General features: G+C 63.6%; 16 protein-coding genes. 3 read left to right on the top strand and 13 right to left on the bottom strand.

Annotated elements, in window-relative coordinates; translation table 11 throughout:
• Positions 1-14: 14 nt before the first annotated feature.
• The 6 genes from RE418_RS14965 to RE418_RS14940 are packed head-to-tail and all read right to left on the bottom strand — an operon-like array spanning position 15 to position 7,219.
• The gene (locus tag RE418_RS14965; RefSeq protein WP_043143172.1) at positions 15-1,127 is read right to left on the bottom strand and encodes an alkylhydroperoxidase domain protein; all 1,113 of its coding nucleotides are present in this window, start codon (positions 1,125-1,127) and stop codon (positions 15-17) included.
• The gene (locus RE418_RS14960) at positions 1,124-2,167 is read right to left on the bottom strand and encodes a putative FMN-dependent luciferase-like monooxygenase (RefSeq protein ID WP_089181079.1); all 1,044 of its coding nucleotides are present in this window, start codon (positions 2,165-2,167) and stop codon (positions 1,124-1,126) included. Before RE418_RS14960 ends, RE418_RS14965 begins: the two co-directional genes overlap by 4 nt.
• Positions 2,164-3,822, bottom strand: coding sequence for an ABC transporter ATP-binding protein (locus tag RE418_RS14955; RefSeq protein WP_049203573.1), 1,659 nt, complete (start codon positions 3,820-3,822; stop codon positions 2,164-2,166). The genes RE418_RS14960 and RE418_RS14955 overlap by 4 nt, the downstream gene beginning before the upstream one ends.
• Entirely contained in the window at positions 3,819-4,709 is an 891-nt protein-coding gene (locus RE418_RS14950; protein ID WP_089181080.1) for an ABC transporter permease, read from the bottom strand. Before RE418_RS14950 ends, RE418_RS14955 begins: the two co-directional genes overlap by 4 nt.
• Positions 4,706-5,650, bottom strand: coding sequence for an ABC transporter permease (locus RE418_RS14945; protein WP_049208728.1), 945 nt, complete (start codon positions 5,648-5,650; stop codon positions 4,706-4,708). Before RE418_RS14945 ends, RE418_RS14950 begins: the two co-directional genes overlap by 4 nt.
• A gap of 9 nt (positions 5,651-5,659) precedes the next feature.
• On the bottom strand, positions 5,660-7,219 hold the full coding sequence (locus RE418_RS14940) for a TIGR04028 family ABC transporter substrate-binding protein (RefSeq protein ID WP_233494407.1): 1,560 nt from the start codon (positions 7,217-7,219) through the stop codon (positions 5,660-5,662).
• A gap of 241 nt (positions 7,220-7,460) precedes the next feature.
• Between RE418_RS14940 and RE418_RS14935 the strand changes: the two genes are divergently transcribed.
• The gene (locus RE418_RS14935) at positions 7,461-7,703 is read left to right on the top strand and encodes a hypothetical protein (protein ID WP_025303447.1); all 243 of its coding nucleotides are present in this window, start codon (positions 7,461-7,463) and stop codon (positions 7,701-7,703) included.
• Between the two features lie 15 nt (positions 7,704-7,718).
• Here the strand turns inward: RE418_RS14935 and RE418_RS14930 are convergent, their stop codons facing one another.
• Positions 7,719-8,348: a hypothetical protein gene (locus tag RE418_RS14930; RefSeq protein ID WP_089181082.1), complete on the bottom strand. Its 630-nt coding sequence runs from the start codon at positions 8,346-8,348 to the stop codon at positions 7,719-7,721.
• A gap of 85 nt (positions 8,349-8,433) precedes the next feature.
• On the opposite strand from RE418_RS14930, the gene RE418_RS14925 reads away from it, so the two are divergent.
• A complete protein-coding gene (locus RE418_RS14925) occupies positions 8,434-9,369 on the top strand; it encodes a LysR family transcriptional regulator (protein WP_197825220.1) in 936 nt (311 codons plus the stop codon).
• On the opposite strand, the gene alkB is transcribed toward RE418_RS14925, so the two are convergent.
• Positions 9,352-9,999: a DNA oxidative demethylase AlkB gene (alkB, locus tag RE418_RS14920; protein ID WP_399675206.1), complete on the bottom strand. Its 648-nt coding sequence runs from the start codon at positions 9,997-9,999 to the stop codon at positions 9,352-9,354. The genes RE418_RS14925 and alkB overlap by 18 nt on opposite strands.
• A gap of 139 nt (positions 10,000-10,138) precedes the next feature.
• Here alkB and rarD point away from each other — a divergent pair, with 139 nt between their 5' ends.
• Positions 10,139-11,017, top strand: coding sequence for an EamA family transporter RarD (gene rarD, locus RE418_RS14915; protein ID WP_049295949.1), 879 nt, complete (start codon positions 10,139-10,141; stop codon positions 11,015-11,017).
• Between the two features lies 1 nt (position 11,018).
• Here the strand turns inward: rarD and dhbA are convergent, their stop codons facing one another.
• From dhbA to RE418_RS14890, 5 genes are all read right to left on the bottom strand, one after another.
• Positions 11,019-11,777, bottom strand: a complete 759-nt coding sequence (gene dhbA / locus RE418_RS14910; RefSeq protein ID WP_346402145.1) for a 2,3-dihydro-2,3-dihydroxybenzoate dehydrogenase — start codon at positions 11,775-11,777, stop codon at positions 11,019-11,021.
• A 102-nt stretch (positions 11,778-11,879) separates the two neighbouring features.
• Entirely contained in the window at positions 11,880-13,070 is a 1,191-nt protein-coding gene (locus RE418_RS14905) for an isochorismate synthase MenF (RefSeq protein ID WP_141998473.1), read from the bottom strand.
• A gap of 190 nt (positions 13,071-13,260) precedes the next feature.
• The gene (locus RE418_RS14900; protein WP_346402146.1) at positions 13,261-13,953 is read right to left on the bottom strand and encodes a 4'-phosphopantetheinyl transferase superfamily protein; all 693 of its coding nucleotides are present in this window, start codon (positions 13,951-13,953) and stop codon (positions 13,261-13,263) included.
• A gap of 161 nt (positions 13,954-14,114) precedes the next feature.
• Positions 14,115-15,344, bottom strand: coding sequence for a bifunctional glucose-1-phosphatase/inositol phosphatase (gene agp / locus RE418_RS14895; protein WP_089181085.1), 1,230 nt, complete (start codon positions 15,342-15,344; stop codon positions 14,115-14,117).
• Between the two features lie 146 nt (positions 15,345-15,490).
• Positions 15,491-16,954 (bottom strand): anion permease, encoded by a 1,464-nt coding sequence (locus RE418_RS14890; RefSeq protein ID WP_016927089.1) that lies wholly within the window; start codon positions 16,952-16,954, stop codon positions 15,491-15,493.
• Between the last annotated feature and the right edge of the window lie 14 nt (positions 16,955-16,968).

The raw sequence follows: 16,968 nt of genomic DNA, 5'->3' as shown, positions 1-16,968 counted from the left end.
AACGGTTAAGAGGATCAGAGATAAGGTTCGCCCAGCGTCAACATCAACCGGTTGGCCCAGGCAAAAAACGCCGTCGCCTGCACCAAATCCAACAGCGCCAGCTCATCCAGGCCCTGAGCGCGCAACGCCGCCAGCTGCCCGGCGTCGGCCTGCGGCGGCGTTGCGGATAGTGCGGCGGCAAAGGTTATCTGCGCTTGCCTGGCGTCATCCTGCCCCTGGCTCAACGCGCCGCCCGGCGCCACCGCCAGCAACCGATCTATCTCGGCTTCGCGCTTCGACAGTTGCGCCGCCTTGCGCGCATGCACCGAGGCACAGTAGATGCAGCCGTTCACCTTGCTGGCGACCGTTGCCGCCAGCTCGCGATCCTGCCGCGCCAACCCGCCGGAGGTATAAAAAATCGCCCGGTCCGCCAGCGTGCGTTGTTCCAGCACCGGATGGTTGCGCGCCAACAGGCGGAAGTAATCGGAATCGGCGTGGCCAAACCGCTCTAGCAACGCCCGGCCGGCGTCATCGAATTCCGCCAACGGTTTGGCGGCGATCCACGGCTCCCACCCCAGTTCTTGCCGGGTAAACGCCGGCGGCGCGTGACGGCCGCCTCGCGTCGTGCGCTCCGTACGCCAGCGGCCGGCCGTTACCGGCTGATGCGCCGCAGCGTCGTCCGTCTTGCCGCCCAACAGCCGGTAGCCCCGCAGCAAGCGGCTTTGGAAACTGACAAAGGCGATTAACTGCGACAATGTGACGATGGCGTCCAGCGACCAGCCGGCCTGCCGCAGCGCCTGCAAGTGCTGGGCGTTGGCGTTGGCCGGTTGAAACGCCAACCGTTCTGCATGCGCCAACGCCAGCGGCAGCCGCTCGTCTTCCGGCGCGTCGCCCTGACGTTCCAGCAGAGCAGCGTAGTGCGCGGCCAAGCGCGGCTCGCCGTGCCATTCACTGATGCGCTGAGCCAAGCGCAGCCGCTGCGCCAGCGGAAAATCGCCGGCGTCCGCAGGCGCAAACAGCGCCAGATAGCTGGACTGAACGGCATCGGTCGCCGCCTGACGGGTGGCTCTGGCCTGCGCCAGCGTGGAATCCGGCGCAATCTCGGCCAGTTCGGCCAGCAGATCGACCTGGTGCGATAATGTCGTCATAGCTTTTCCTCAACGTGATATTCATAAGCAGCGGCAGGCGTGCCGCGCCGCCAGCCCAGTTCAGGGGCCACGTGGCGGGCGATAAGATCGATAGAACGCAGAATATGGGCGTGCGGTGGATCGATAGAGTGCACCTGAAACGCCAGATCGGTGACGCGCGCCAGCGCGCTGTCCCGTTGCAGCGAGGCTATCACCTGATCTGGCGTGCCCAAGTGCACGTCGAAAGCGCGGATCAGGCCGTCGAGCGACGTATCGGCCAACCGGTGGCCGCTGGCGCGCATACGCTCCAGCCCACGGCTCAACCCGGCCGTGGCGAAGTCGCGCGCCTGCTGGCCGTTCTCGCTGACAAACGCGGTGCGCGACCCCATGATGCGCGGTGCCACCCCTGGCGGCAGCGCCGCCAGATAAGCGTCAATGATCGGATTCTGCAGTTCGTCCAGCGGCAGGTCAGGCGCGTCCGCGGGGCGCGGCTGCGTGCGCGACAGCATCAGGCCGTCACCGGCGCGGCCGGCCCGTCCCCCCCCTTCCACCGAGAACGTGGCCTGCCAGACACGTTGCGCCAGCTGCGGCGCCGCCGGGTACAGCCGGTTGTCTTCGCCGCCCAACGCCTCTGCGCGCCAGGCACTCAGCAACGTGCGCAAATTCTCGGCGAATGCCGTGTTGCGCTGACCGGCGTCGAGACCGAAAGCGGCGAAAGAAGACGGCGTGCCGCCGCCGGCCACGCCCACCTCCAGTCTGCCGTCGGACAACAGATCCAGCACCGCAGTGTCTTCCGCCACCCGCAGCGCCGACTCCATCGGCAACGTGATCACCCCGGTGCCCAGCCGGATACGGCGGGTGCGTGCCGCCGCCTGCGCCAAAAACACCAGCGGTGATGGCAGACCGCCCTCATCAGCATGAAAGTGGTGCTGCGCCACCCAAGCGGTGTCGAACCCGGCTCGTTCGGCGTGCACGATCTGTTCGATCGCCAGCCGGTAGCGCTCCTGCGCGCTGCCCTGATCCAGCAATCGGGTGAAGAAACCGAGTCTTTTTCCGCTCATATCGCCTCCTCAAATTTTGGCTGTCCGGCATGCGATGCGCGGCCGGGAATGGCGGCGATCAATTGACGGGTGTAATCGCTCCCCGGCATGGCGAACAGCTCGGCGGTGGCGCCGCCGTCCACCCGTTCACCGCGGTGCAATACCGAAACGCTGTGCGAAATCCGCCGCACCGTCGCCAGATCGTGAGAAATAAACAGGTAGGTCAGGTCCCGCTCCTGCTGCAACTCTTGCAACAAATGCAGGATCTGCGCCTGCACCGTGACGTCGAGCGCCGACGTGGCCTCATCCAATACCAATATTCGCGGTTGCAGCACCAGCGCGCGGGCAATCGCCACCCGCTGACGCTGGCCGCCGGACAACTCGTGCGGCCTGCGGTTCAGCAAATCGGGCGGCAGCGCAACCCGTTCGAACAGCTCACGCACCCGCCGATCGCGCTCCGGTTTGCCGATCGGCGCGAAATTCAGCAGCGGTTCTTCAATCACCCGATAGAGAGTCTGTTTGGGATCGAGCGAGCTGAACGGATTCTGATAAACCAGCTGAATGCGCTGCCGAAACTGACGCAGCGCTTCGCCCCTGAGACCGATAACGTTGACGCCGTCGATCAGGATCTGCCCGGCATCCGGCCGCTCGAAGCCCAGCAGGCAACGCGCCAGCGTGCTTTTGCCCGACCCAGACTCTCCTACCAACGCATGGGTGGTGCCGCGCGGCACGCTAAACGACACACTATCCAGCGCGCGGAACCCCTGGCCGCCGGACAGCCGAAAATCCTTCACCAGCGCCTGAACCACGATCGCCGGCGGCTGCCCGCTGCGTTTCGGCGGCGGCGCAACGGCGCCGCTCAATGAAGGCACATCGGCAAACAGTTTGCGGGTGTATGCGCTGGCAGGCGCGCGCAGCACCTCGGCGGTAGCCCCCTGTTCCTGTACCCGGCCGTGGCGGAACACCAGCAGTCGATCGGCGCGTTCCGCCGCCACGCCCAAATCGTGCGTCACCAGCAACACTGCAGTGCCAGATTCGCGCCGCAGCTCGTCGATCAGATCGAGAATGCGTTTTTGCACCGTCACGTCCAGCGCGCTACTCGGTTCGTCGGCAATGATCAACGCCGGCTGCAGCGCAATAGCGATGGCGATCAATACCCGCTGCTTCATGCCGCCGGAAAGTTGATGCGGAAACTGGCGCGCCCGCAGTTCCGGGTGCGTCAGCCCGACGCGGGTCAACAGTTCCGTCACCCGCTGTTGTACCTGCGCGCGCGGCAACCGGCGGTGAATATTGACGATCTCCGCCACCTGCTCGCCGATGGTTTTTACCGGGTTGAGCGAGCTGGCGGGATCTTGCGGGATCAGGCTGATTTGCGCCCCTCTCACCGCATCCAGCCGCCGCGATGACCAGCCGGCGATATCGGTACCGTGCAGCCGGATGGTGCCCTGTTCAAGGTGGCCGTTGTCGGCCAGCAAGCCGATGATCGCCTGCGCCGTGGTGGTTTTGCCGGAACCGGATTCGCCAACCAGCGCCACCACCTCGCCCGGCTCAATCGTGAACGACACCTCATGCACCACCCTTCGCCTGCCTTCGTTGCCCTCATAGGCGATGGAAACCTTGTCCAGCGCCAGTACCGGCGGCCGCGCCGCCCGTTGCCATGCCGCTTGCATGCTCATCGCGCTTTTCCTCCCAGCGAACGGCTGATGTGGTTAGCCGCCAACACTACCGCCACTACCACAATGCCCGGGAAGGTGGTCAGCCACCAGGCGGTGGAAATGTAGTTGCGCCCTTCGGCGATCAGTAGCCCCCATTCCGGGGTTGGCGGCGGAGTGCCGTAACCGAGGAAACTCAGGGTGGCGATCGCCAGGATCGCGCTGCCGAACTGCAGCGCCGAGAAGGCGATCACCGAAGTCAGCGAGTTCGGCAGGATATGCCGCCACAGCACCGCCCAAAAGCTACCGCCACTGCCGTAGGCCGCTTCAACGTAATCGCTGTGCCGCACTCGCACCACTTCCGCCCGTGCCAGACGGGCAAAGTTGGCAACTGAAGTGACACCTACCGCGATGGCGGCGTTGACCGTACCGAAACCAAGCAGGATGATAATGCTCAGCGACAGCAGCAGGCCGGGGATCGACAACAGCACATCGACGACGCGCATCACCGCGTCGTCCGCCACGCCGCCCAACGCACCGGCGATCAGGCCGAGCCCGGTGCCGAACACCAACCCCAGCGCCACCGCCACTACCGCGCCGGCCAGGGTTTGCGACGCGCCGTACACCATGCGCGCATACAGGTCGCGTCCCAGCTGATCGGTGCCAAGCCAATGGTCACCGCCGGGCGCCAGCCGCTGCGCGCCGGCAATGCCTTCGGTGCCGCTGTAGGCGGTAAACAGCTGCGGCGCCAACGCCCACAGCACCACCAGCGCAATGACCGCCCAGGCCAGAAAAAGCGTCAGGGGGACACGGCGGCGGCTGGGGCGACTGGCGGGCAGCGCGCCTTCACTTTCAGCGCCGGACAGATCGCGCTCAGGAACCGTGGCTTTTTCAAAGGAGATACTGCTCATAGGGATGCTCCTGCCTGGGTTTTCAGCCGCGGATCCAGCAGTGGGAACAGCAGATCCACCAGCAAATTGATGATGACGAAAGCGGTGGCCGAGATCAGCACTATCGCCTGCAGCACCGCCACGTCCTGGTTGACCACCGCTTGCTGGGTCAATTGCCCCAGGCCGCTGCGGCCAAACACGGTTTCGGTGATCAGCGCCCCGGCGATCAGTTCGCCGAACAACATGCCGGCGATGGTCAGCGCCGGCAGCATGGCGTTGCGCGCCACATGCCGCCATAGCACCCCGCTGCGGCTGGCGCCCTTGGCCCGCGCCACCGCGACGAACGGCTGGGTTTGCACCGCATCGATGCTGCGGATCAGAATTTGCGCCAACGGCGCAGAGATCGGCAGCGCCAGCGTCGCGATCGGCAAAATCAACCCCTGCCACTCGCCGGGGTTAATGATCGGGATCAGCTTCAGGCGGAACGAAAAGAGCTGAATCAGCACAATGCCCAGCCAAAAGGTGGGCACTGAAACGAACAGCGACGGCAGCATCTGCAGCGCCGAACGCAGCCAGCCGAAGCCGGTCAGGTTGGAAGCAAAAGCGATAATCAGCGCCAGCAGCAACGCCACCGCAAAGCCCAGTACCGCCAACTGCAGCGTGGCGGGCAGATTAGCCGCCAGCAGCGCGGTAACCGGCACCCCGGCCTGCATTGAGAAGCCCAAATCGCCATGCAGCACGCTGCCCAGGGTATGCAGATACTGCCGCCACAAGGGGACATCCGCGCCATAGGCCGCGCGCATGTCGGCGATCTGCGCCGGGCTCAGCCCCATGTCCGGGTTCTGGAATTTGATCAGGATCGCATCGCCCGGCAGCACCTGCAGCAGGAGGAACGACAGGGTAAAGGCCGCCCACAGCACCAATGCCGCCTGCCCGATGCGCCCCGCCAGATATCGCTTCATTGCGCCCCCTTAATGTTTCTCTAACCAGGCGCCGTAGAAGCTCGGGCGGCCGACCGCTTCGAAGCTCACCCCCTTCAAATAAGGCGCGCCGGCGAACACCTGCGGCTCCTCAAAAAACGGGATCACGTAGGCCTGGTCAATCAGGTAGTTTTGCGCCTCACCGGCTGTCTGCAGGCGCTTTTGCGCGTCAACCTCGGAGGCAATGCCGAGCAGCAGGGCGTTCAGCTTGTCATCGCTAAAATTGCTGTTGCTGCTGGTACCGCCCTTCTGCAGCAGCCCATCGCGATTGGTTGGATAAAACTGACTTTTGATCACGTCCGGATCGGCGCGCCCCACCTCCACCACCGTCGCCGGGGTTTTCTGTGGGTCGAGATTATCCGCCACCCGGCTGCCGGCGTCGCCCGCCAGAATGTTCAGCCGCGCGCCGACCTTCCCCCACTGCTGAGAAACCAGCTGCAACACCGCCTTGTTCTGCGGCTGCGGCAACGATTCATACACCGTCAGCACCAGCTTCTTGCCGTCCTTTTCCCGCAGCCCGTCGCCGCCCTTTTTCCAACCCGCTTCATCCAACAGCCGGTTAGCCTGCTGCGGGTCAAATTTCAGCTTGTCGGACAGATCGACAAAGCCGGCGGCCGAGGAGGCGATCACCGATTTGGCCTGCGGGTAGTTGGCGGAGAACAGCGTATCGACGATCTGTTTGCTGTCGGTGGCATGCAGCAGCGCCTGACGCACGCGTAGATCGGCCACCAGCGGATTATCCGGCCGGAAAGCGATGCTGTCGTTGACGCCGCGCGTCGGTGCGGCATAAATGATAAGGCCCTGATCCTGCGTTTGCTTCTCGTCATAGGCCTGGATCTGGCGGATAAAATCCGCCTGCCCGGCCTGCAGCGCACCGATGCGCACGCTGTCCTCACCGGTGACGATCACCTTGATGCCGTCCAGATTGGCTCGCCCTTGTTGGGGCGATTTGGCCGGCCCCCAGTCATAATCCTTGCGGGCGCTGAGCTCGACCTCACGCCCCAGCTTTTCGCCGCTGACCACAAACGGACCGGAACCGATGATATGGCGCGCATCGCCCAGTTCGTCGTAGCTGCGGTTCAACGTGCCGAGCGATACCAGCCCGGAGCCAATAGTGGCGGTGCCCTGCAGGAAACCCGGCGACGACCGCGTGAAGTAGAATTTAACCGTCAGCGGATCCACCACTTCGCTGCGCTGGTAGTTATTGATTACCTCGGAAACCGGCAGGCGTTTCTCCTTGTTGCCCAGCCCGTAGGTGTCGAAGTTCTTCGCCACCGCGTTGGCGTCCAGTGGCGTGCCGTCGGAGAAAGTCACGCCGGGGCGCAGCTTGAAGGTATATTCGGTTTTGTCGGCGTTGCTGCTCCAGGACTCGGCGATCCAGGGTTCAATTTCCAGCGTCTTGGGGTTCTGGTAAGTCAGCTTATCGGTGATCTGATTGAGAATACCGCCGTTGGGGTAAAACCCACCGGAAGGCGGATAAAGATTGGTGTGCGCCTGCTGTTCGAGGTAGATCAGCGTGCCGCCCTGCACCGCCGCCAACGCCGGGCTCATCGCCGCCGCCCCTCCTAACGCCACCGCTATTCCACCGGTTAATACCTTGAAAGAAAACTTAAACATTCGCGCCGCACCCATATTATTTCTGAAAGTTATGGGTTAGATAACAAACCAAATCGGCGGGGAATTGAACGAACTAATTTCGCTAACCAATGGTGTAAATCGCACAAGACGCGTCGCTTGGCGGCGAATGCATTTTGTTATAAAGTATCAAAATCTAAGCCAAAGGAAGACGACGATGAAAATCCAGCTGTCGCTGCTGTTTCTCAGCCTGTTGGCCGGCAAGGCCGCGGCGTTTCAGTCAAAAGTGCCCGAACCGCGCCCGGAACAGGCGCGCGCGGCGGAACAAAACATCGAAAATCTGTTTTACGGCTTTCACGCCATGGACGCCCAGCCGGTGAACATCGGCAGCTGCGCGGCAGTGCCGGTAGCGGGATGTCAATGCGCATTCTGCACCCAGCTGCGGCAGGCCGGGCGTTGAGCCGCTCTCCCTTATTCAACCCAGCTCATACTGCACATTCAACTGCCCTTTCTTCATCTTTATGCCGGTGATCGCGATCGCGCCCACCTCGCCCAGCGCGGCGACATGGGTGCCGCCACAGCCGTAGGCGGGCAGCTCGCCGAAACCGATCTGGCGCAAACCGTCCACCGCCTGCTGGCGGCGCGGTAAATCGGCAGCAATCAAGCGCGTCAGCTCCGCCTGCAAAAAGTCCGCTTCTATCGTCTGTGCATCCGGTCCCGGCGCGAAAGTGATGCGCCCTTCCCCCGGCCAATGATGCGCCTTGACCGGCCGCCACCCCCGGGTTTCGCCCAGCCAGCCAATCAGATGCCCGCCGGAGTGCCAACGGGCGTGCAGCCGACGCTGCGCTTCATCGATTTGCATCGTGACCGGCCCGATCGGCAGCGGCGCGGCGGTAAAGTGCACCACGGAATCCCCCTGCTGCTGCACCCGTAGCACGGCGACGCCGTCTAACGCTCCCACATCGGACGGCTGGCCGCCGCCCTGCGGGTGGAACAGCGTGGCGTCCAGCTCCACGGCGTAAGCGCCCGCCTCGGCCGGCGCGCAGCTCAACACCTGTGCCTGGCCCTGTAAATCGTCGCTGTAGTAATAACGTCGTTCGGTCATCATTTTTCTCCTCGGTTCGAAGAGCCATTATATTCATGTCATAATCGGAGCATAATCCGCCGCCATCACAATGGACCTTTGCGTCATGAGCACAAATCTTTCTTACGCGCTGTTGCCCGAAATGGCCATTTTCGTTCAGGTGGTAGAGAGCGGCAGTTTTTCCGCCGCCGCCCGCAAGCTGGGCACTTCGCCTTCCGCCGTCAGCCGCAGCGTGGCGAAGCTCGAGCAGGCGCTGGCGCTGCAGCTGCTGCACCGCACCACCCGCAAACTGCGGCTGAGCGAAAGCGGCGAAGAGGCGTTTGCGCACTGCCGCACCCTGCTGGCGGCGGCCGACGCGGTCATGGCGATCGGCGGGCGCGGCGCCGTGGAGCCCGAAGGGCTGGTCAGCGTCAGCGTACCCAAAGCGGTGGGCCGCTTTGTGCTGCATCCGCACATGCCGGAGTTCCTGCGCCGCTACCCAAAGGTGGACGTGAGGCTGCGGCTGGAAGATCGCTACATGGATTTGATCGACGATCGGGTCGATCTGGCGCTGCGCATTACCGATCGCCCGTCGCCCGGGTTGATCGGCCGCCAGTTGATGAGAATAGACCATCTGCTGTGCGCCACGCCGCACTACCTGGCGCAGCACGGCACACCGCAGCACCCGCACGATCTAGCGGCGCACAGCTGCATCTATCTGGGAGAAACGCCGAGCGACGCGCAATGGAAGTTCCGCCGCAGCGGCAAAACGGTGACGGTCAACGTGCACGGCCGCTACGCCGCCAACCACACCGGCGTGCGGCTGGACGCGGTGAAACGGCATATCGGCATCGGCAGCCTGCCGTATTTTACCGCTCGCCAGGCGCTCGACGACGGCGAGATCGTGCAGGTGTTGCCGGAATGGGATTTCCTCAGCAGCTATCACGGCGGCCTGTGGTTGCTTTACGCGTCCAACCAGTATCTGCCGCCCAAACTGCGGGTGTTTATCGACTATCTCGTCGCCTGCCTGGCGCAGGAGCCGCCGTTAAAGCGCCTTGCGTAGCGTGATGTTGATGCGGTGCGGCCCCACCAGCGAGTGGTAGCCTTCCTTGACCGGCAGGATGCCGTGAAAACAGAGCCGCGATGGGCCGCCCCACACCACCACGTCGCCGTGCGCCAATGGGATGCGCTGCGCCCGGTCGCTGCGTTGCAGGCCGCCGAACTGAAACACCGCCGGCAGCCCGAGCGATACCGAGACGATCGGCGCGCCGAAGTCGTGTTCGTCTTTATCCTGATGCAGCGACAACTTGCTGCCCGGATCGTAACGGTTCATCAAACAGGAATCCGGCACGAAGGGGCCAAAGCCCGCCTGCTGCGCGGCTTCGTCCGCCAACGCCATCAGGATCGGCGGAATGGCCGGCCAGCGTTTGCCGCTGCGTGCATCGCGTTCCGAATAGCGGTAGCCGCGGCTGTCGCTGGTCCAGCCGTTGCCGCACCAGCTCATCGCCACCGACATCACGTGCCCGCCGGGCGTGGTCAAGTGCTGCCACGGCACCTGGGCCACCACGCCCTGCACCGCCGCCAGCAGCTCCGGCCCGTGATCGCGCACAAAACCGTGCATCACCACCGCGCCGGGGGCGATCTCTTCGCGCCACGGCGGCGGCAGCGCGTCTTCAAAAAGATCGATTGTCATCGCCATATCCTGTATGAATACACAGTAGTCATTGTAACCCGCCGCCGCCGATTGTCCAGCGCCCGGCAACGCCATTGTCGTTGGCGGCAAATTTCTCTACAGTAGCCGCCATAAAATCAATCACTCACCAGGAATGCGTGTGATTAAGGGCATCACTCTTTCGGTCGTCGCCTCCATCTTGTTCGGCGCGATGTACTACTTCACCTCTACCCTCACCCCGCTGAACGGCGAACAGGTCTACGGCTGGCGCACGCTGCTGACGCTGCCGTTCCTGACGCTGTTCATGGCGCTGTCCGGCGATTGGCGCAGGGTGAGCGACACGCTGGTCGGGATCGGCCAACGGCCGCAGCGCCTGCTGGGCCTCCTGCTCACCTCGGCGCTGCTGGGGGTGCAGCTGTGGCTGTTCCTGTGGGCGCCACTGCACGGCAAGGCGCTCGACGTGTCGCTCGGCTATTTTCTGCTGCCGCTGACCATGGTGCTGGCGGGCCGTTTGATCTACCGCGATCGGCTGTCGCTGCTGCAAAAGCTGGCGGTGGCGTGCGCCATGGTGGGGGTGGGCAATGAGCTGTATCAGGCGGGCGGCGTATCATGGCCGACGCTGGTGGTGGCGCTGGGCTATCCGCTCTACTTTATTTTGCGGCGGCGTTTCGGCACCGACAATCTCGGCGGGCTGTGGTGCGAGCTGGCGCTGATGCTGCCGGCGGCGGCCTGGTTCGCCTTCGGCGACGGCGGCGCGGCGGCGCTGTCGATCAATGCCGAGCTGTATTGGCGCATTCCGCTACTCGGCGTCATCAGCGCCGTGGCATTGGTGTGTTATATCCTCGCCAGCCGCCTGCTGCCGTTCAGCCTGTTCGGCCTGCTGAGCTATGTGGAACCGGTGCTGCTGGTGATCGTCGCGCTGCTGCTCGGCGAGAGCATCAGCCAAAGCGAATGGCCAACCTATCTGGCGATCTGGCTGGCGGTGCTGCTGCTGGCGGCGGAAGGCGCGCAGCACCTGCTGCGCCGCCAGCGGGTCTGACTCAGGCGGCCAGCGTGGCGCCGCCGTCGATCACGATGTCCTGCATGGTGATGTGGCTGGCCAGGTCGGAGGCCAGGAACAACACCGCGTTGGCGATCTCGTCCGGGCGAGCGATTTTACCCAGCGGGATCCCCAGCTTGAACATCTCGGGGAAGCCGGCGATGGTGCGTTGCTGCGCATCGTCGGTTTGCCACATGCCCCGCTGCATCGGCGTGTCGGTCGAGCCCGGCGACACCAGATTGCACCGCACGCCGAACGGCGCCATTTCCAGCCCCACGCAGTGGTTCAGGCTGGTCAGCGCCGCCTTGGAAGCGCAGTAGGCCGCCATCTGCGCGCGCGGTACGTGCGCGGCGTTGGAGCCGATGCTGACGATCGTCCCGCTGCGCTGCGCCTTGAAGTGCGGCAACACGGCACGGAACAGGTAAAACGCCCCCGAGGCATTGACGTTGATGCACTGATGCCAGTCATCCACGCTCAGATCTTCGGTATTGCCCATGCGCAGAATGCCGGCGGCGTTGACCAACACGTCCAGTTGCGGGTTCTCCGCCAGCTGTTGGCGGCACACCGCCTCCACCTGCTCCGGCCGGCTGATGTCCAGCGTCACGCAAGGGTAAGGCAAATCCGGGTTGGCGAACTCGCGGTCAAACCCCACCACCTCGGCGCCCTGCGTCAAAAAATGCCGGGCGATCTGCTCGCCGATGCCGCGTGCCGCGCCGGTCACCCACACGCGTTTGCCGGTGAAATCCATCTGAATGCTCATGCGCGCACCGCCATCCGGGCGCACAGCCGGGTCATATTGTTGTTCATCGTTGTCTCCTGCGAAAAGGATAGGATGCGGCGCGCGCTGCGCCGCAAAGTGGCCCTACAGCGCGCCGCTGTTCAGGCCGAAAGCGTTGAGCATGGTGCCCAGTTTGGCGGCGGTTTCCAGCCACTCGGACTGCGGCGTCGAGGCGGCGACGATACCCGCGCCGGCGAACAGCCGCACCCGGTTGCCGCGCAGCAGGCCGCTGCGGATGACGATCGCCCACTCGCCGTCGCCGTTGGCGTCGCACCAGCCGACGATGCCGCTGAACAGGCCGCGATCGTGCGGTTCCAGATCGGCGATCAGTTGGCGGGCGCTCTCGGTCGGGAAGCCGCACAGCGCCGGCGTCGGATGCAGCAGACAGGCCAGCTGCATCACGTTGAGATTCGGGTTCAGCAGCTCGCCGCGAATGCGGGTGGACAAATGCCACATGGTGCCGGTACTGAGCAGCGACGGGCCGCTGGGCACGCTCAGGCTGGCGCACAGCGGTGCCAGGTGCCGACGGATGTCGTCGATCACCAGCTTGTGTTCGTATTTGTCTTTGGTCGAGCGCATCAGGCGCTCGCTGCCGAGGCGATCCTGTTGCGGATCGTCCTGACGGCGCGCCGAGCCCGCCAGCGGGTTGGTGTGGATCTCGCCGCCCTGCTTGCGGATCAGCAGCTCCGGGCTGGCGCCGATCAGCACGCCGCCATCGGCCAGCGGCAGGGAAAAGTGATAACCGGTCGGGTTCTGCACCATCAGGTTATTGAGGATCTGGTGGCCCGCCACCGGCTGCTCCAGCTCGATGTCGAGGATGCGCGACAGCACCGCCTTGTCCAGCTTGCCCTGTTTAAAGCGGCTGACCGCTTCCGCCACCGCATGCTTGAAGCGCGGCTCGTCCGGAATGCTGGTGCAGGCGGCCAGGCGATGCGGCTGTTGCAGCATCGGGCGCGCGGCGCGGGTAAAGCTGTCGTTGGCGACAAACTGGCAGTTTTCAGGCACGTACAGGCAGGAAGGCCGGCGCGTATCGAACGGAATGGCGCCCACCACCACCGGCGTCTCTTGGCCGGCGGCTTTGGCGCGCGCCAGCGCCTGGCGAATATGCTGCGTCAGCGCGCTGCCTTCCTGCTCGCCGCCGAACGCCGGCGTTTCGATACGCTCAAACACACCGTCGGCGGAGAGGGACCGGAATTCGGACCGGTACAAAAAGGTCGATTGTTCGGCGTACACAAACCCGGGGAAGGTTTGGTTTTCTGTCGTCAGTGTCGCCACAAGACCACTCCTTTGTTGCGCCTTACCAATGATAATGTTTATGCGAATAATTATCATTAGCTATAAAAAGGAGAATAAACTACACCGGAACCCCACCGTGGGTCAATCTCCGATGAATGAATCTTTCCGCCCGCCGCGGCACATCCGCGTTACGGTGCCGCAAGAAATAACACACTGTTATTATTATGTTTTAGCAAAAAATAAAAGTCGTGACATCGTCACCTTCACGCCAAAAACGCCCGTTAAACCGGCGGCCGGCGGGGCAATTTGGCGTCAAGGTCTTAAGCAACGCTAATACAAACGTCTGCCGCTGCGTATCCACGGCGACCATGCGCGCATCGAGAAAATCGAAGTAACAGCGCACCTGCGGATAAAGCGCCTTGAACAGGCTCTCTTTGGCGGAAAACGTCAGCGTCAGCAGTTCGTTGAACGCCAGCGCCTCGCGCAGTAACGCCTCGCGCTCCCCCGCCGAAACGATCGCCCCCCACAGCTCCTCCGCCCGCACGTCGGAGAGCAGCGTCTCCACATCCAACCCAACGCCACCCAGCCCGCTCTCGCGGTGTACGGCGCACAACGCGGTATCCGAATTATGGCTCAGCGCCCCGGCGATACCCGGCGGCCACTGCGGCGCGCGATCTTCGCCGCGCGCCAGGGTGAAGTCGGCGAAACCGAGCGGCGCCAGCAGCTGCCGCGCCAGAACACGCCCGGCCAGATACTCCGCACGGCGTTTCGGCACCGCACGCGCCAGATGATCCGGCAGCGCAAAGCCCGCCTCGGGAAAACGCTCGTCGCGATACTCCGCCAGCGCAAACTGGCAGCGCGCCACCTGGCCCGGATAGCCGTCCGGCGTGAAAAATTCGATATTGCGGATAAAAGTGGGCAACGGCGATATCCATGATAAACAGGCAGGCTGATGATGTTAGCCCCCGAACCGGCCTGCAACAATGACCCTGGGCAAAATAAATGGCGTTAAGGCCGGCATGGCGGCGCGTTATCCGGGATGGGGAGAAGCCTCTCCCCCGCGATCGGAAGAGAGGCCGGGCATTACAAGATGCCTTTCATGGTCTTTTCGAAATCGCTCCAGGCACAGAAACCGTCTTTGTCGATCGGGCAGCCTTTCAGCGCCAGCTTCACGCGCTGCGGCGGGGTTTGCAGCGTCAGCGGCGTCGCCTTGCGCAGCTGTTCGGTGGACTGATAGACGTACTCAATCTTCAGCAATTCACGGTCGTTCTGCGCGTCGCGCCAGCGCTGGAACACCAGTTTGCCGCCGATCGGCGTTTTCTCGTACTGCTGCGGCAGCTGATACGGCTGGAACTGCATGGCCGACAGCAGCGAGGCGATATTGGAGTCATGGCCGACCAGCACCGTCAGCTTCGGCGCGTCCGGTTTGCGCTCGCCCAGCAGCGCGTTGTTGATGTAGGTCAGCAGCGGTTTGGCGACGTTTTGCGCCACCACCGGCGAGGTGAACAGCGAATCCTGATAGCCGTCTTTCAACTGCGCCAGCTGCTGCCACTGATGCGGGGTGGCGATTTTGCCCCAGGCCACCTCTTTCATCGGGAAACCTTCGTAATACTGCAGCATAAAGGCGTCCACCAGCGAGTTGCCCACCCGCAGCGGGCCGGAGACGCCCGGCTCTTTGCCCGGCACCGCGCTCATCACGCTGGCTTCTTTGGTCAGGTCACAGTGTTTGTCGGTCTTGCAGGCGGCGGAATCCTTGTAGTCGATGATCTTCGCCAGCTGTTGGTAAGAGGCGTCCAGCTTCAGCGATCCCAGCGCGGCGTTCATCGCCGCCAGCGCCTGCTGGTTGAAGGCTTCGCTGGTGTCAGTGATGATCGGGTTGAAGGTCGGATCCATCTCGCCCATCTTGTCCTGATGGTGCACGCTGACGTCGCAGCCAGGGAACGCACCGTTGCTGAAGAACTGCGCGGTGGCCACCGTGCGCTGCAGGCTGTTGGCGTAGACGTACACGCTGCCGGCGGTCGGGCAGCCCTCTTGCGGCAACAGGCCGGTCTGCTTCAGCCAGGCGTTGAAGTAGTGCCCCATATACACTTCCAGCACCCCGCCCTTGGTGGTCAGCTGGCCGCCCGGCGTTTCCCAGGCCGGCCAAGCCTTCGGCGTGGACTGCGCCAACACGCTGCCGTTGTTGGCCAGCGGCGCGCGCAGGTTATGGCGGCTCATCACCAGCACCTGTTCCAATTGATAACCGCCGGCGTCCGCCAGCGCGTTCCCGGTGAATAACAAAGGCAGGCACAGCAATAACGTTTTTTTTCTCATCCGCAGAGGCTCCCGGAAAATGATTATTTTTAAGGTGTTAGCGTTTGCCTGCGTATGATGGCGGGGTTAGTGTGACAAGTGTGTGACAGGGTTCACGGGAAAGGATCGTAACCGCGGCCACCGGGCGGTGGCCGCGTGGCTTCAACTCAGTACCACAGGCTCATGATCGGCCAGCCGATCAGCAGCAGCGCGGCGATGTACACCACGCCGAGAATGCCGCCCAGGCGCCAGTAGTCTTTCGATTTCACGTAGCCACAGCCGTAGATGATCACCCCCGGCCCGGTGGCGTACGGCGTCAGCACGCCCATGATACCGATCGACAGCACCAGCAGCATCGACAGCTGCTCCATCGGCACGCCCGGCAACCCTTTGCCGACCGCCAGGATCACCGGCAGCATGGTGGCGGTATGCGCCGACAGGCTGGCGAACAGATAGTGGGCGAAGTAGAACACCAGCACCAGCGCCACCACCGTCATGTTCGGCGAGAAGCCGTCCAGGTGGGTGCTCATGGTCTGGGCGAACCAGTCGATAAAGCCGGAGCGCGTTAGGCCGTTGGCCATCACCACCAGCGTCGCCAGGTTAACCAGCGTATTCCAGGCGCTGGAGTATTTGGTGATCTCTTTCCACGACACCACGTGCAGCGCCAGCATCAGCGACACCGCCAACAGGCACACCGCGGTGGCGTCCAGCACCTTGCCGCCGAACACCCACAGGCACAGGCTGAGCAGCACCAGGCCGATCAGGGTGTACTCCTTGCGCGTCAGCTTGCCCATTTCCCCCAGCGCGGTATTCGCCCAGGCGGCCACTTCGCTGCTGTGGGTCACGCCCGGCTTGTAGAGGTAGTAGGAGATCAGCGGCGCGATGATCAGCAGCAGCAGGCCGACCGGCAGGAATGCCAGGAACCACTGCATCCAGCTGATGTGCACCCCGGCTATTTTGCCGACGAACTCGATGCCCAGCACGTTCGGCGCGGCGCCGGTGACGAACATCGAAGAGCTGATGCTGGTACCGACCACCATCATCCACATCAGGTAGCCGCCGATGCGGCGCGAAGAGGGATCGTTAGGGAAGGAATCGAACAGCGGCGGCAGGTTTTTCACCACCGGGAACACCGTGCCGCCGGTGCGCGCGGTGTTGGACGGCGTGAACGGCGCCAGCAGGATATCGATGATCACCACCGCATAGCCCAGCGTCAGCGTGCGCTTGCCCATGAACTTCACCAGGAACAGCGCGATGCGCCGCCCCAGCCCGGTGGCCTCGTAGCCCAGCGCGAAGATAAAAGCGCCGAACACCAGCCAGACGGTGGTGCTGGAGAAGCCCGCCAGCCCCCATTTCAGCGCCTCTTTACCGGCCTTGAAGCCCGGTTCCGCCAGCTCCTGCGCGCCGAACAGCACCCAGTTGGCGCTGAGCACGCTGACGGTCACCGCGATAAAGCTGATGGCGGTGGCCGGGATCGGCTCCAGAATCATGCCGACGATCATCGCCACGAAGATGGCGAAGTAGTGCCACGCCTGCGGCGGCATGCCGTCGGGCACCGGTATCAATAACAGGATCGCGAGCACCGCCAGCGGCGCTATCGCTTTCCAGATCTTTTCCTGGGTTTGGGACATAGGGACTCTCCTGA

This window comes from Serratia sp. szju, from assembly GCF_044594185.1.
GTDB lineage: Bacteria > Pseudomonadota > Gammaproteobacteria > Enterobacterales > Enterobacteriaceae > Serratia > Serratia bockelmannii.
The sequence above is the reverse complement of the archived record's forward strand: the minus strand, read 5'-3'. Positions and strand labels throughout refer to the sequence as shown.

Excerpts from the sequence above, each read along its gene's own strand:
- RE418_RS14890 (WP_016927089.1), bottom strand. The coding sequence starts at position 16,954 with ATGTCCCAAACCCAGGAAAAGATCTGGAAAGCGATAGCGCCGCTGGCG.
- RE418_RS14940 (WP_233494407.1), bottom strand. The coding sequence starts at position 7,219 with ATGAGCCCGGCGTTGGCGGCGGTGCAGGGCGGCACGCTGATCTACCTC.
- RE418_RS14955 (WP_049203573.1), bottom strand. The coding sequence starts at position 3,822 with ATGAGCATGCAAGCGGCATGGCAACGGGCGGCGCGGCCGCCGGTACTG.
- RE418_RS14965 (WP_043143172.1), bottom strand. The coding sequence starts at position 1,127 with ATGACGACATTATCGCACCAGGTCGATCTGCTGGCCGAACTGGCCGAG.
- RE418_RS14930 (WP_089181082.1), bottom strand. The coding sequence starts at position 8,348 with ATGACCGAACGACGTTATTACTACAGCGACGATTTACAGGGCCAGGCA.
- RE418_RS14935 (WP_025303447.1), top strand. The coding sequence starts at position 7,461 with ATGAAAATCCAGCTGTCGCTGCTGTTTCTCAGCCTGTTGGCCGGCAAG.
- RE418_RS14945 (WP_049208728.1), bottom strand. The coding sequence starts at position 5,650 with ATGAAGCGATATCTGGCGGGGCGCATCGGGCAGGCGGCATTGGTGCTG.
- alkB (WP_399675206.1), bottom strand. The coding sequence starts at position 9,999 with ATGACAATCGATCTTTTTGAAGACGCGCTGCCGCCGCCGTGGCGCGAA.
- RE418_RS14960 (WP_089181079.1), bottom strand. The coding sequence starts at position 2,167 with ATGAGCGGAAAAAGACTCGGTTTCTTCACCCGATTGCTGGATCAGGGC.
- RE418_RS14925 (WP_197825220.1), top strand. The coding sequence starts at position 8,434 with ATGAGCACAAATCTTTCTTACGCGCTGTTGCCCGAAATGGCCATTTTC.
- dhbA (WP_346402145.1), bottom strand. The coding sequence starts at position 11,777 with ATGAGCATTCAGATGGATTTCACCGGCAAACGCGTGTGGGTGACCGGC.
- agp (WP_089181085.1), bottom strand. The coding sequence starts at position 15,344 with ATGAGAAAAAAAACGTTATTGCTGTGCCTGCCTTTGTTATTCACCGGG.
- RE418_RS14950 (WP_089181080.1), bottom strand. The coding sequence starts at position 4,709 with ATGAGCAGTATCTCCTTTGAAAAAGCCACGGTTCCTGAGCGCGATCTG.